The organism is Mesorhizobium sp. M7A.F.Ca.MR.176.00.0.0, assembly GCF_004023165.1.
Taxonomy (GTDB): Bacteria; Pseudomonadota; Alphaproteobacteria; order Rhizobiales; family Rhizobiaceae; genus Mesorhizobium.
In genome coordinates, this window is record NZ_RZTC01000081.1 from 15828 (window position 1) to 30037 (window position 14210).

General features: G+C 60.6%; 14 protein-coding genes. All 14 read right to left on the reverse strand.

The annotated features are described in order from the left end of the window. The coding region (locus EOB59_RS23865; RefSeq protein WP_245486725.1) for an ABC transporter substrate-binding protein at positions 1-1148 on the reverse strand (1148 nt) is incomplete at its 3' end. Positions 1149-1226: 78 nt separating this feature from the next. Beyond that, positions 1227-1508 (reverse strand): DUF2160 domain-containing protein, encoded by a 282-nt coding sequence (locus EOB59_RS23870; protein WP_127269597.1) that lies wholly within the window; start codon positions 1506-1508, stop codon positions 1227-1229. A 2-nt stretch (positions 1509-1510) separates the two neighbouring features. Continuing rightward, positions 1511-2434 carry a carbohydrate ABC transporter permease gene (locus EOB59_RS23875; protein ID WP_027036701.1) on the reverse strand — a complete coding sequence of 308 codons (924 nt, stop codon included), beginning with the start codon at positions 2432-2434 and terminating at the stop codon, positions 1511-1513. Position 2435: 1 nt separating this feature from the next. Beyond that, entirely contained in the window at positions 2436-3302 is an 867-nt protein-coding gene (locus EOB59_RS23880) for a sugar ABC transporter permease (protein ID WP_127272310.1), read from the reverse strand. Then, positions 3303-4370: an ABC transporter ATP-binding protein gene (locus EOB59_RS23885; protein WP_127269024.1), complete on the reverse strand. Its 1068-nt coding sequence runs from the start codon at positions 4368-4370 to the stop codon at positions 3303-3305. Between the two features lie 9 nt (positions 4371-4379). Beyond that, positions 4380-5459: an ABC transporter ATP-binding protein gene (locus tag EOB59_RS23890; RefSeq protein WP_128289379.1), complete on the reverse strand. Its 1080-nt coding sequence runs from the start codon at positions 5457-5459 to the stop codon at positions 4380-4382. A gap of 42 nt (positions 5460-5501) precedes the next feature. Then, positions 5502-7028, reverse strand: coding sequence for a glycerol-3-phosphate dehydrogenase (glpD, locus tag EOB59_RS23895; protein ID WP_128289380.1), 1527 nt, complete (start codon positions 7026-7028; stop codon positions 5502-5504). Positions 7029-7153: 125 nt separating this feature from the next. Further along, entirely contained in the window at positions 7154-7921 is a 768-nt protein-coding gene (locus tag EOB59_RS23900) for a DeoR/GlpR family DNA-binding transcription regulator (RefSeq protein WP_127258922.1), read from the reverse strand. Between the two features lie 127 nt (positions 7922-8048). Continuing rightward, a complete protein-coding gene (locus EOB59_RS23905; RefSeq protein WP_128289381.1) occupies positions 8049-9461 on the reverse strand; it encodes an aspartate aminotransferase family protein in 1413 nt (470 codons plus the stop codon). Positions 9462-9560: 99 nt separating this feature from the next. Next, a complete protein-coding gene (locus EOB59_RS23910) occupies positions 9561-10292 on the reverse strand; it encodes a peptidase (RefSeq protein WP_128289382.1) in 732 nt (243 codons plus the stop codon). A 132-nt stretch (positions 10293-10424) separates the two neighbouring features. Beyond that, positions 10425-11219, reverse strand: coding sequence for a transglutaminase family protein (locus EOB59_RS23915; protein WP_127273300.1), 795 nt, complete (start codon positions 11217-11219; stop codon positions 10425-10427). A gap of 85 nt (positions 11220-11304) precedes the next feature. Continuing rightward, positions 11305-12246 (reverse strand): alpha-E domain-containing protein, encoded by a 942-nt coding sequence (locus EOB59_RS23920; protein WP_027036710.1) that lies wholly within the window; start codon positions 12244-12246, stop codon positions 11305-11307. A gap of 61 nt (positions 12247-12307) precedes the next feature. Continuing rightward, positions 12308-12667, reverse strand: a complete 360-nt coding sequence (locus tag EOB59_RS23925) for a four helix bundle protein (protein ID WP_127270768.1) — start codon at positions 12665-12667, stop codon at positions 12308-12310. 54 nt (positions 12668-12721) lie between these two features. After that, positions 12722-14134 carry a circularly permuted type 2 ATP-grasp protein gene (locus tag EOB59_RS23930; protein WP_023812984.1) on the reverse strand — a complete coding sequence of 471 codons (1413 nt, stop codon included), beginning with the start codon at positions 14132-14134 and terminating at the stop codon, positions 12722-12724. Between the last annotated feature and the right edge of the window lie 76 nt (positions 14135-14210).

Here is a 14210-nt window from a genome sequence, read left to right on the forward strand (position 1 = left end):
TTCCAGTAGACGCCGTGCGGCGACGGAGCAAAGCGCCATTTCGGCGTGCCGTCCGCGTTCACGACCGGCAGCCCGTCCTTGACGAAGGAGGCGGTGAAGGCGGTGTAAGTGAACATCTGCTGCGCGACCGTGCCTTGCGACGGGACGGGGCCGGATTCGCCGAACGTCATGCCCTGGGCTTCCGGCGGCGCATAGGCCTTCAGCCAATCCAGGTATTTCTGGATCGAATACACGGAAGCCGGGCCATTGGTGTCGCCGCCGCGCGCGACGCACGAGCCGACAGGCTGCGACTTCTCGTTGACCTTGATGCCCCATTCGTCGACCGGAAGACCGTTCGGCAGGCCCTTGTCGCCATTGCCGGCCATGGACAGCCAGGCATCGGTGAACCGCCAGCCGAGCGACGGGTCCTTCTTGCCGTAGTCCATGTGGCCATAGACCTTCTTGCCGTCGATCTCGCGGCCGGTGAAGAACTCGGCGATGTCCTCATAGGCCGACCAGTTGACCGGAACGCCGAGGTCGTAGCCGTACTTGGCCTTGAAATCGGCCTTGTTTTTCTCGTCGTTGAACCAGTCGTAGCGGAACCAGTAGAGATTCGCGAACTGCTGGTCGGGCAGCTGGTAGAGGTCGCCGTCCGGAGCGGTCGTGAACTTGGTGCCGATGAAGTCGGCGAGGTCGAGGTTGGGGTTGGTGACGTCCTTGCCCTCGTTCGCCATCCACTTGGTCAGGCTGCGCGCCTGCTGGTAGCGCCAATGGGTGCCGATCAGGTCGGAGTCGTTGACGTAGGCGTCGTAGATGTTCTCGCCCGACTGCATCTGCGTCTGCAGCTTCTCGACGACGTCGCCTTCGCCGATCAGGTCGTGAGTGATCTTGATGCCGGTGATCGCGGTGAAGGCGGGCGCCAGAACCTTGGACTCATAGCTATGCGTATCGATGGTCTCGGAGACCACCTTGATGTCCATGCCGGCGAAAGGCTTCGCGGCATCGATGAACCATTGCAGCTCGGCTTCCTGGCCGGCGCGATCGAGCGTCGACAAGTCCTTGATTTCGGTATCGAGGAAGGTCTTGGCTTCGTCCATTCCGGCATAGGCCTGGCCTGCTCCCCAGAGCAGGACAAGCGCAGTCGTTGATGTTAAAAATTGCCTTCGCATTTCGTTTCCTCCACTTTTCAGTTTCAAGTGCGATCTGGAGCGGTCGTCGGCACGCGGTCGCTCCAACAGTTTCCCCCTCTATACGTAGCGGAACACGCCGACGGCGTAGACTACGGAGAGAGCGAGAGCCCACCACAGGTTGGGTCCGACAAGACCCAGCCAAGCGAGATGGATAAAGGCGCTGCCGAGCAGCGAAACAAAGAGGCGGTCGCCGCGCGTCGTCTCAAAGCGCAGGACGCCGACCCGGGGATTGCCGCCAGGCGAGGCGTATTCCCAGACCGCCATGCCACAGAGCAGCACCAGGATCGTGATGAAAAAGATCGCCGTTGGCAGCGTCCATGCCATCCAGGTGAGGTTCATGGTCATACCCTCCCCAGGGCGAAGCCCTTGGCGATGTAATTACGGACGAACCAGATCACGAGCGCGCCTGGAAGGATGGTGAGCACGCCGGCGGCGGCGAGCACGCCCCAGTCGAGCCCGGAGGCCGAGACCGTGCGCGTCATGATCGCCGCGATCGGCTTGGCGGCGGTCGTGGTCAAGGTGCGCGCGATCAGCAGCTCGACCCATGAGAACATGAAGCAGAAGAAGCAGGCCACGCCGACGCCGCTGGCGATCAGCGGCATGAAGATTTTCAGGAAGAAGCGCGGGAAGGAGTAGCCATCGATATAGGCGGTCTCATCGATCTCCTTCGGCACGCCGGACATGAAACCCTCGAGGATCCACACCGCCAGCGGCACGTTGAACAGGCAGTGTGCCAGCGCCACCGCGATATGCGTGTCGATCAGCCCGAAGGCCGAATAGAGCTGGAAGAAGGGCAGCGCGAACACCGCCGGCGGCGCCATGCGGTTGGTCAATAGCCAGAAGAAGAGGTGCTTGTCGCCGAGGAACCGGTAGCGCGAGAAAGCGTAGGCAGCCGGCAGCGCCACCGAAACCGAGATCACCATGTTCATGACGACATAGATGATCGAATTGATGTAGCCCTTGTACCAGGACGGGTCGGTGAAAATCACGATGTAGTTGGCCAGGGTCGGGCTCTTCGGCCACAGCGAAAACGCGCCCAGGATCTCCTGATTGGTCTTGAAGCTCATATTGACCAGCCAGTAGATCGGCAGCATCAGAAAGATGATGTAGATCGTCGGCACCAACCACCAGAACCGGGATTCTTCGCCGCGCCGGCGCATCAGCCGCGCAAGCTGGTCCTGCGACAAGGTGCTGGCGAGCCCGTCCGAAACCGCCGTCTCACGCACTCGGTCCTGCCTCGTCGTTCCTTCGTTGGCGCCGCTCATCTCAGCGCTCCGCATCGACATTGGTCATGACGGTGTAGAACACCCAAGACAGCAGAAGGATGATCAGGAAGTAGATGATCGACATGGCGGCCGCCGGCCCGAGATCGAACTGACCGATGGCAATCTTGACCAGGTCTATCGACAGGAACGTCGTCGAATTGCCGGGACCTCCGCCGGTGACGACGAACGGCTCGGTGTAGATCATGAATGAGTCCATGAAGCGCAGCAGCACCGCGATCAGAAGCACGCGGTTCATCTTCGGCAGCTGGATGTAGCGGAACACTGCCCAGCGCGATGCACCATCGATCTTGGCCGCCTGATAGAAGGCATCGGGGATCGAGACCAGTCCGGCGTAGCAGAGCAGAACGACGAGGCTTGTCCAGTGCCAGACGTCCATCAGGATGACCGTCACCCAGGCGTCGGTCGGATCGTTGACGTAGTTGTAGTCGAAGCCGAGCGACGACAGCGTATAGCCGAGCAGGCCGATGTCGATGCGGCCGAACACCTGCCAAATCGTGCCGACGACGTTCCACGGGATCAGCAGCGGCAGAGCCATCAGCACCAGGCAGACCGGCACGCCCCAGCCTTTCTTGGGCATGTTGAGAGCGATGAAGATGCCGAGCGGGATCTCGATGGCGAGGATGGTTGCGGAAAAGATCAGGTTGCGGACCATCGACAGCCAGAAGCGTTCCGACTCCAGGATCTCGGTGTACCAGTCCGAGCCGTTCCAGAAGAAGACGTTGTTTCCGAACGTGTCCTGTACCGAATAGTTGACCACCGTCATCAGCGGGATCACCGCCGAGAACGCCACCAGCAGGAGGACCGGCAGCACCATGAACCAGGCCTTGTTGTTCCAGGTCTTCTCCATCTAGGCCTCCATCTCGACACGCCAGGAATCGGCATAGATGTTGATGCCGGCCGGGTCGAACCGCACCTTCGGATCGGCGGGCAGGGTCTCGTCCTCACCGATCACGGCAGAAATATCGCGGCCTTCGAGCTTGGCGCGCACCACCTTGTGGCGGCCGAGATCCTCGACCTTGCTGACCTGCACGGTCATGCCTTCGCGGCCGAGCCGGACATATTCGGGACGGATGCCGAGCTCGACGGCGCCGCTGGCTGCCTTGGGTGCGCCCGGCAGTTCGATGCGCTGTGAGCCGAGCGTCGCCGTCTTGCCGTCGATTGCCACCGGCATGACGTTCATGCCCGGCGAGCCGATAAAATAACCGACGAAGGTATGGCGCGGGCGTTCGAACAATTCGGCCGGTGTGCCGATCTGCACGATGCCGCCATCATACATGACCACGACCTGCTCGGCGAAGGTCAGCGCCTCGGTCTGGTCGTGGGTCACATAGACCATGGTGTAGCCAAAGCGGCGGTGCAACTGCTTCAGCTGCGAGCGCAGCACCCACTTCATGTGCGGATCGATGACGGTCAGCGGCTCGTCGAAAAGGATGGCGTTGACGTCGGAGCGCACCAGGCCGCGGCCGAGCGAGATCTTCTGCTTCTGGTCGGCGGTCAGGCCCCTCGCCTTCTTCTTCGCCCACGACGCCAGATCGATCATCTCCAGCGTCTCGCGAACCTTCCGATCGACATCGGCTTCCGGCACGCCGCGGTTGCGCAGCGGGAAGGCCAGATTGTCGTAGACGGTCATGGTGTCGTAGATGACCGGGAACTGGAACACCTGCGCGATGTTGCGCTCCTGCGTCGACAAATTGGTCACGTCCTTGCCGTTGAACAGCAACTGGCCGTGCGAGGGGTGCAACAATCCCGAAATGATGTTGAGCAGCGTGGTCTTGCCGCAACCGGAGGGCCCGAGCAGCGCATAGGCGCCGCCGTCCTCGAAGACATGATGCACTTCCCGTAGCGCGAAATCGGCATCCTTCTGCGGGTTCGGCAGGTAGGAATGCCTGACATGGTTGACGTCGATGCGTGCCATCTCTTGCCCTCAAGCCGCCAGCTTCGGCGCAGTCACGGCGCTGCCGTGCTCGTCGAAAACCATGATGTGGCGCGGATCGATGAACACCTCGACCACCTCGTCCGGCTCGAAATGCCTGATACCATGGGTCAGCATGACCCAGCGCGCATCGGCGAAATCGAGATGGATGAAGCTCTCCGATCCGGTGATCTCGGTGATCGTCACCTTGGCGCGCACCGGTACGGCCGCCGCATTGGGCCGATCGAGCGACAGGTGGTGCGGCTGAAAACCGATGGTGTACATGGCATCGGCAATGCCGGAGAGCTCGGCCGGCACCGGCAGGTTCACGCCGCCCTCGAGCAGGAAATCCTCGCCCTTCTTGGCAAGCACGATGGTGTTGAGCGGCGGATCGGAAAACGTCCTGGCTGTCACCAGATCTACCGGCTTGCGGAACACCTCGATGGTCGGCCCGAACTGGGTGATCTTGCCTTGCGAAAGCGTCGCCGTGTTGCCGCCGAGCAGCAGCGCCTCGTGCGGCTCGGTCGTGGCGTAGACGAAGATGGTGCCGGCGGCGGCGAATATCCTGGGCAATTCGGCGCGCAGTTCCTCGCGCAATTTGTAGTCGAGATTGGCGAGCGGTTCGTCGAGCAGCACCAGGCTGGCGTTCTTGACGATGGCGCGCGCCAGCGCGGTGCGCTGCTGCTGGCCACCGGACAGGCTGAGCGGCGTGCGGTCGAGATAGGGCGTCAGCTTGAGAAGAGCCGCGGCTTCACGCACCTGGCTGTCGATCCTGGCCTGCTCGATGCCGGCCACCCGCAGCGGCGAAGCAATGTTCTCATAAACGGTCATCGCCGGATAGTTGATGAACTGCTGGTAGACCATGGCGATCTTGCGCTTCTGCACCGGCACACCGGTGACATTCTGGCCGTCGAACCAGATCGAACCGGAGGTCGGCACGTCCAGGCCGGCCATCAGCCGCATCAGGCTTGTCTTGCCGGAAAGCGTAGGTCCGAGCAGGACGTTGAGCGAGCCGTGCTGGAGCGTCAGCGACACGTCGCTTATATGCTCGACCGCGCCGACCGCCTTGGTGACGTTTCTCAGTTCCAGCATGACGCCTCCTCCCAGGCCTTCCGCATCAGCTCAAACCCCTCTTCATTCGGCAGCCGCGACATGGCGCCGGCTTATGCCGCGCATGAACTCATCGAGCGCCGCCACCTGCTCGCGGCTGAGATGCAGACCGCGCTTGGTCCGGCGCCACAATACATCTTCTGATGTGACGGCCCATTCGTTTTGAACGAGATAGCGCACCTCGGCCTCGTAGAGATCGGCGCCGAAGTTGCGGCCGAGATCGACGTTCGATTTGGCCAGCCCCAGCAGCATCCTCGCGCGGGTTCCATAGAGCCGGGTCAACCGGCGAGCCAGGCGCGCGTCGAGGAATGGATAAGCGGTTTTCAATTTCGCCACTTCGGCATCGAAACCGGTGGCCGGGAAATCGCCGCCCGGCAGCGGCGCGTTTGCCGTCCACGGCTTGCCGCGTTTGCCGAGAAAACTCTCGATCTTTTCCAGCATCGATTCCGACAGCCGGCGATAGGTGGTGATCTTGCCGCCAAAAGCATTGACAATTGGGGCAGCGCCGTCGCCGCCATCGGCCTTGAGCACATAGTCCCGCGTCGCTTCCTGCGCCTTGGAGGCTCCGTCATCATAGAGCGGACGGACGGCCGAATAGGTCCAGACGATGTCCGAGCGCTTGACGGGTTGGGCGAAATATTCGCTTGCCGCGGCGCAGAGGTAATCAATCTCGGTGTCGCTGATCTTCACGTCATGCGGATCGCCGGGATAATCCTGGTCGGTGGTGCCGATCAGTGTGAACTCTTCCTCATAGGGAATGGCGAAGATGATGCGACCATCCTTGTTCTGGAAGAAATAGGCGCGCGGATCGTCGAACTTCCTGGCGATGACAATGTGGCTGCCCTGCACGAGGCGCACATTGTGCACATCGTTGAGCCCGACGACGCCAGACAGCACATGATCGACCCAGGGGCCGGCGGCATTGACCAGCAGTCGCGCCTTGATTTCCTCGGTCTCGCCGGTCTGCAGATCCTCGATCTGGATCGTCCACAGACCGTTTTCGCGGCGCGCGCCGGTCACTTTCGTGCGGGTGCGGACCGTGGCGCCGCGGTCGGCGGCATCACGCGCGTTCAGCGCCACCAGTCGCGCATCATTGACCCAGCCATCCGAATATTCGAAGGCCTTCTTGAACAGCGGCTTCAAAGGCTTGCCGGCCGGATCCTTGGCCATGTCCAGCGTCCGGGTCGCGGGTAGCAATTTGCGCCCGCCAATGTGGTCGTAGAGGAAGAGACCGAGCCTGATCAGCCAGGCCGGACGCAGGCCCTTGGCATAGGGCAGCACGAACCGCATCGGCCAGATGATGTGCGGCGCGTTCTTCCACAAAACCTCGCGCTCCATCAGCGCCTCTCGCACCAGGCGGAATTCGTAGAATTCGAGGTAGCGCAGGCCGCCATGGATCAATTTGGTCGAACCCGAGGAGGTTCCGCTGGCTAGGTCGTTCATCTCGGCGAGAAACACGGAAAAGCCACGACCGACGGCGTCACGGGCAATGCCGCAGCCATTGATGCCGCCACCTATGACGAAAATGTCACGGATCGGAGATGCTTCCACAATTCCTCCAACGATTTCGCATTGCACCATTTTTGGGCTTTTACGAAACCGTGTCGGAATTATTTCGAAATGATAACGAATGTCAAACGAAATATCACGAGCGCGTGATATCGGGCAGAAACCGCCTAGGCGAGCGACGTCTCGATCAACTGAACCTCGGCCTCCTGGCAGATCTTGCGCACTGACGGGATGTCGCAACGATCGGTGATGAAGGTGTTGACCTGCGACAGATGGCCGATGCGCACCGGTGCGGTTCGCTCGAATTTGGTCTGGTCGGAAACCAGGATGACATGCCTTGCATTGGCGATGATCGCCTGCGCCACCTTGACCTCGCGAAAATCGAAATCGAGCAGAGCGCCGTCATGGTCGATGGCGGATGCACCGATCACCGCATAGTCGACCTTGAACTGCCTGATGAAGTCGACCGCCGCTTCGCCGACCACACCGCCATCGGAACCGCGCACAACCCCGCCGGCGATCACCACCTCGATCGAGGGATATATCCGCATCCTATTGGCAACATTGATGTTATTGGTGATGACCATGAGACCGTTGTGATCGAGCAACGCCTTGCTGACCGACTCGGTCGTGGTGCCGATGTTGATGAACAGCGAGGCATTGTCGGGGATCAGCCTGGCGGCCGCACGGCCGATCGCCTCCTTCTCGTCGGCGGCGATCTTGCGTCTCGCCTCATATTCCATGTTCTCGATGCCAGAGGGATACAGCGCGCCGCCATGGATGCGCGAGAGCAGCCGCTGGTCGCACAAATCGTTGAGGTCCTTGCGTATGGTCTGCGGCGTCACATTGAAGTGGGTGGCCAGATCATCGACCAGCACGCGGCCATGATCCTTAGCCATCTGGATAATCTCGGCATGGCGCGGCGACAGATACATAGGCAACCTCCCGTTTTCGTTTTTCTTGTCTATAGTCGAAAACGAAACCGATGAAAAGGCATGAGCCGGCTAATGAAATGCGTGTGATTGCCAAGGTGAATACGAACGCAAACCAGATTGTGCCCGATCAATCCATTGCGCGCGCGATTTCCGTGATGACGGTGAAGGCCGTATCAACATCGGCGGCGGTCGCCTCGAACTGGCCGACCTGGAAGCGGATTGCGATCCTGCCATCGACCTTCGTCTGCGTCAGGTAGATGCGGCCATCGTCGTTGATCGCATTGACCAGGCGCAGATTGTGCTCGTCCGCATCAGTGCCAGCTGCAGCCTTGTGCCGGAACGAGAAGAGCGACAGCATCGACTCGCTGACGATCTCGAAATCCGGCTCCCTTGCCAGCCGCGCCGCCAGCGCTTCGCTCCACCCGACATGATTGCGGATCATCGTGCGCAGATTTTCCAGGCCATGGGCGCGCAGCAAGAACCACAATTTCAGCGCGCGGAAGCGCCTGCCGAGCGGCACCGACCATTCGGAATAGTTGATGATGCCGTCGTGACCGTGCGTCTTCAGATAATCCGGCTTGATGGCCAGCGTCCTCACATGGCTTTCGGGATCGCGCAGAAACTGGATCGAGCAGTCGAACTGCGCGCCCAGCCATTTGTGCGGATTGAAAACGATGGAATCGGCGCCTTCAACGCCTGTCCAGAAATGCCGATACTCCGGACAGATCATCGCCGATCCCGCCCATGCGGCGTCCACGTGATGATAAAGCCCATGCCGCCGCGCCACCTCGGCAACCGCCGCAATGTCGTCGGTGCCGCCGGTGCTGGTGCCGCCGACGCAAGCGATGATGCCGGCCGGCAGCATGCCGGCTTCCCTGTCGGCGATGATTGCCGCCTCGAGTGCCGCCGTATCCATGGCGCGAAAGCGGCCGGCGACGGGAATGCGCACGAGATTGTCCTCGCCTATGCCGGACACCCAGATCGCCCGGTCAATCGAAGTATGCACCTGGTCGGAGGAGTAGATGCGCAGCCGCGCCTGCCCTGCCAGGCCTTGTCTGTTGCCTTGCCAGTCGAGCGCCCGTTCGCGCATGGTCAGCACCGCGGCCAACGTCGCCGATGAGGCTGAATCCTGGATCACCCCGGCGAACCCATCGGGCAGACCGAGCGCCTGGCGCATCCAGTCGACGGTGCGCGTTTCGAGTTCGGTCGCTGCCGGCGACGTCTGCCACAGCATGCATTGCGCGGCCATCGCCGAAACCAGATATTCCGCCACCACCGAGACCGGCGCCGCATTGGCCGGGAAATAGGCGAAGAAGCGAGGATGCTGCCAATGCGTCATTCCCGGCAGGATCTTCTCTTCGAAGTCGGCGAAGATCCGGTCCATCGGTTCGGCGTCTTCGGGCGGCGAAACCTCAATGCCTCGGAAAATGTCGCCAGGCTCGACCAGCGGCCGCACCGGCCGCTCGCGCAGCGTATTGCGGTAGTCGGCGCCCCAGTCGGCGGCGCGCCGCGACCATTGCCGGAAATCATCGTTGTTCATCCTGTCCTCCCGACATGATCGACCGCCACCATCCATCGCGGCTGGTCTCTTATAATTAACGCGTGAAATAGATGCAACCGACAACGGATGCCGCACGCCTCAGCCCGGGAAATCCGGCAGGCTGGCAAAGGCCGTCTTCAGCGCATTCGACCAGCCGTCGGAGATCGTGCGGTAATACTGGTCGTCCTGGCCGATCCGCTTCTTCAATCCGACCTTGAAGGCGTCCTTCTCCAGGAACAGCAGGTCGAGCGGCAAGCCGACGGACAGGTTCGACTTCAACGTCGAATCGAACGACACCAAAAGCAGCTTCACCGTCTCGGCGAGGCTCATCGTCTTTTCGTAGGCGCGGATGATGATCGGCTTGCCGTATTTGGTCTCGCCGATCTGGAAAAACGGCGTGTCATCGGTCGATTCGATGAAATTGCCTTCGGGATAGATCATGAACAAGCGCGGCTCGCTGCCCTTGATCTGGCCGCCGAGGATGAAGGAGGCATTGAAATAGGAATCCGCCTTCTCGCCGGCGGCCGACGAATTGGCGATGACCTCCTTGACCGTGTCGCCAACAATGCGGACCGTTTGGTACATCGACGGCGTTTCGAGCAGCGTGGAATGTCTTTCGGAGATCGCCTTGGTGCGCTCGTCAAGCAGGCTGACCACGGCCTGCGTCGTCGCCAGGTTGCCCGCCGACATCAAAACGATGACGCGCTCGCCCGGCTCTTCCCAGACATGCATCTTGCGAAAGGTGGAGATGGAATCCATGCCTGCATTGGTACGCGTGTCCGACATGAACACGAGCCCGCGATCGATCTTCAGGCCAACGCAATAGGTCATGGAATCTCTTCTAGAGCAATTCCAGGAAAAGTGTGAAGCGGTTTTCCGTCCGGAATTGCGTTAAAACAAGGGGATAGAGCGGTTCGGCGTTTCCTTGAAACGATGAATCGCTCGGCAGCAATCTTGCGAGGATTACTGCTCCACCGTGACGGTGACCGCAAGCTGTTCTTCCGCCTGTCCCAGCCGAATTCCCGACACCGGCGTGGCGTCGCGGTAATCGCGGCCCGTTGCCACCTTTACATAACGCTCGTCGGGTGAAATGCCATTGGCGGCATCGAAGGCAACCCAGCCGAGACCCGAAACATGCGCCTCGGCCCAGGCATGGCTGGCCGCCTGCTCGACCGTGGCTTCCAGCATCAGATAGCCGCTGACATAGCGGGCCGGAAAGCCCATGGCACGCGCCGCGGCGGCAAAGATATGGGTGTGATCCTGGCAGACCCCGGTTTTCAGCGCCAAGGCTTCCTCCGCCGGCGTCGTCGCACTGGTGGTGCCGGGCGTGTAGACAACGCGCTCGCCGATGACAGCCATCAGCCGGTGCAGCCTTTCGATGTCGCTGCCCTTGCCGACCGATGCGGCGAGTTCGCGGATACCGCTGCCGATCACCGTCAATGGCGTCTCATGGCTGTACAGCCAGAGCGGCGTAAAGCCCTGGTGCGGCCCCGAGACACCCGCGGTGTCGCGTGTCACCACTTCGCCTGATGCTTCCACCGTGATGAAGTCGCGCTCGCCCTCGACGCTTAGCAGCCTTGTGTCATTGCCGAAATGGTCGACAAAGCGAACTTCTTCGCGCGCGCCTTCGATGGTCAAGGCCCAGGACAGAACGGTCTGCGTCGACCCGCTGACTGGAAGCAGCCGCAGCCGCTGCAACAGATAGTGGACCGGCGCATCGTAGCGGTATTCGGTCCTGTGGGTGATCTTCAGCCGCATGCTTTTATTCCGTTCGTGAGCCTGATCTCCGGACAAACGGTTTCGTTTGTCTGAGAAAACCGGCTCCCACCTTTCGGGACCATGCTCAATTGAACCGGTAATCTTGTGCGATCTCTTCGCCCAGCTTGGTGTTGTCGCGAATGAAATTGGCCAGGAACTCATGCAGCCCGGCGTCGAATATGCCCTTGATCGACCCGGCTCTCAGCATTGTCTGCGTCTTCTCGGCCGTTGCGTGGCAGGCATGGCGTTCGCCGTAATCGTCGCCGAGGAATTTCAGGTGCTCCGACAGGAAGCGATAGCAGAACATCAGCGAACGCGGCATGCGGACATTGAGGATCAGATAGTCGGCAATGTTGGTCGGCTTGTAATCGGCGTCGTAGACCCAACGGTAGGAGCGATGCGCCGAGACCGAACGCAGGATCGATTCCCACTGATAATTGTCGAGCGTCGAGCCGACCCAGGAGATCGACGGCAGCAGCACATAATATTTCACGTCGAGGATGCGCGCCGTGTTGTCCGCGCGCTCGACATAGGTGCCGAGCTGCGAGAAGTCGAAGATTTCGTTGCGCAGCATGGTGCCGTAGAACGAGCCGCGGATCAGCGCCGTCTCGCGCTTGATGGCGTCGAGTACGCTGGGCAGGTCGCGCTCGTCGATCGGCTTGGCCAGCATCCGCTTCAGCGACATCCAGGCTTCGTTGATGCTTTCCCAGGTTTCGCGCGTCAGCGCGGTACGCACCATGCGGGCATTGTTGCGGGCCGTCTCGATCGACGCCATCGTGCTCGACGGGTTCGACGTGTCGCGCAACAGGAAGTCGGCGACGTTGGCCGCGGTATAGTCAGAATATTTCTGGCTGAAGGTGACGTCGGAACCGGCGCTGAGCAGCACCGAATTCCACTCTTCCGAGGCACTCTGGGTACGAGTCAGCGCCATGCGCAAACCGGCATCGACCAAGCGCGCCATGTTCTCCGCCCGCTCGATATAGCGATTCATCCAGTAAAGCCCGTTGGCGGTGCGGCCTAAAAGCATCATCGTGCCCCGATTTCGAGCGAATAGCGAATAGTGAGTAGCGAATAGGGGAAAATCAGCTTCATGATTTTTGTTGCAAACTCCTGATCATGGAACGTAGCATTTTCCCGATCTCATCGGCCTTGCTAAGCAAACGCACCACCTCTGCTTCAACCATCAACCCTACTTTTTCAGACAAGATCAGGTGTGTTTCCAACTCTTTGAGAGATCCCTGCGCCATGCGCAGAAATTGAATGAATGATCCCGTACTCTCCCGCCCATGCCCTTCGGCGATGTTTGCTGCAATTGATACGGAAGACCGCCGCATCTGAGAGGTCATCCCGTAGATTTCGCTGCTTGGAAAGGCTTTGGTTACCGAATAGCAATCCACCGCCAACTCGACGGCCGCTTTCCAAACAATTAGGTCCCTGTAAGAATTGATCGCCGTCTTGCTGCCCTCCTTCCCCTATTCGCTACTCACTATTCGCTATTCGCTTTAATCATCCAGCACCCAAGTATCTTTCGTCCCGCCGCCTTGCGAGGAATTCACGACCAGCGAGCCTTCCTTCAGCGCGACACGCGTGAGGCCGCCCGGCACGATCTGGATGCGATCGGAGACCAGCACATAAGGCCTGAGATCGACATGGCGCGGCGCCAGCCCCTTTTCCGTCAGGATCGGGCATGTCGACAGCGCCAGCGTCGGCTGGGCGATGTAATTCGAAGGTTTTGCCTGGAGTTTCTTGGCAAAGGTCTCGCATTCCTTCTTGGTCGCAGCCGGCCCGACCAGCATGCCGTAGCCGCCGGAACCATGGACTTCCTTGATCACCAGCTCGTCGATGTGTTCGAGCACGTATTTCAGGCTGTCCGGCTCCGAGCAGCGCCAGGTCGGAATGTTGCCCAGGATCGCCTTGCGTCCGGTGTAGAATTCAATGATCTCGGGCATGTAGGAATAGATCGCCTTGTCGTCGGCGATGCCGGTGCCAGGCGCATTGGCGATGGTGATGTTGCCGGCCCGATAGACATCCATGATACCGGGTATGCCAAGTGCGGAGTCCGGCCGGAAGGTCAGCGGATCGAGGAAGGAATCGTCCACGCGCCGGTAGAGGACATCGATCTGCTTGTAGCCTTCCGTCGTGCGCATCGCGACATGGCCATCTACGACGCGCAGGTCCTGGCCTTCGACCAGTTGCACGCCCATCTGGTCGGCGAGGAAGGCGTGTTCGAAATAGGCGGAGTTGAAGCTGCCGGGCGTCAGCACCGCAATGGTCGGCGCACCTTTGGTGCTTTGCGGCCGCACCGCCGCCAGCGACTGGCGCAGAAGCTGCGGGTAGTTTTCCACCGGCCGCACCTTGATCTTCTGGAACAGCTCGGGGAACAGCTGCATCATCGTTTCGCGGTTCTCCAGCATGTAGGAGACGCCCGACGGTGTGCGCGCATTGTCCTCCAGCACGTAGAATTCGTCCTCCGAGATGCGGACGATGTCGACGCCGATGATGTGGGTGTAGACGCCGGCCGGCGGCCTTACCCCGATCATCTCCGGCAGGAATGCCTCGTTCCTGGCGATCAACTCCCTGGGAACGCGCCCTGCCCGCAGGATTTCCTGGCGATGGTAGATGTCGTCGAGGAAGGCGTTCAGCGCCTGCACGCGCTGCTCTATGCCTTGCGTGAGGCGGCGCCATTCATTGCCTGAAATGATGCGGGGAACGATATCGAACGGGATCAGCCGCTCAGAAGCTTCCTGCTCGCCATAAACGGCGAAGGTGATGCCGGTCTTGCGGAAGACGCGTTCGGCGTCCTGCATCTTCTCGGTCAGCCTGGCTGGATCCTGCTCCTTCAGCCAGCGATCATAAGCCGAATACGGTCTTCTCAATCCGGAGACTTCCGGAAGCATTTCATCGAACGCTGCCAATCGCATACTCCCCTGTGACGCCATTTCACTGGCGTCGCCGGAGAAAATCAAGCGCAATCGGTGATTTGGGAGATAC

Coding starts and splice junctions, on each gene's coding strand:
- EOB59_RS23870 (WP_127269597.1), bottom strand. CDS start 1,508: ATGAACCTCACCTGGATGGCATGGACGCTGCCAACGGCGATCTTTTTC.
- EOB59_RS23875 (WP_027036701.1), bottom strand. CDS start 2,434: ATGAGCGGCGCCAACGAAGGAACGACGAGGCAGGACCGAGTGCGTGAG.
- EOB59_RS23880 (WP_127272310.1), bottom strand. CDS start 3,302: ATGGAGAAGACCTGGAACAACAAGGCCTGGTTCATGGTGCTGCCGGTC.
- EOB59_RS23885 (WP_127269024.1), bottom strand. CDS start 4,370: ATGGCACGCATCGACGTCAACCATGTCAGGCATTCCTACCTGCCGAAC.
- EOB59_RS23890 (WP_128289379.1), bottom strand. CDS start 5,459: ATGCTGGAACTGAGAAACGTCACCAAGGCGGTCGGCGCGGTCGAGCAT.
- EOB59_RS23900 (WP_127258922.1), bottom strand. CDS start 7,921: ATGTATCTGTCGCCGCGCCATGCCGAGATTATCCAGATGGCTAAGGAT.
- EOB59_RS23905 (WP_128289381.1), bottom strand. CDS start 9,461: ATGAACAACGATGATTTCCGGCAATGGTCGCGGCGCGCCGCCGACTGG.
- EOB59_RS23910 (WP_128289382.1), bottom strand. CDS start 10,292: ATGACCTATTGCGTTGGCCTGAAGATCGATCGCGGGCTCGTGTTCATG.
- EOB59_RS23915 (WP_127273300.1), bottom strand. CDS start 11,219: ATGCGGCTGAAGATCACCCACAGGACCGAATACCGCTACGATGCGCCG.
- EOB59_RS23920 (WP_027036710.1), bottom strand. CDS start 12,246: ATGCTTTTAGGCCGCACCGCCAACGGGCTTTACTGGATGAATCGCTAT.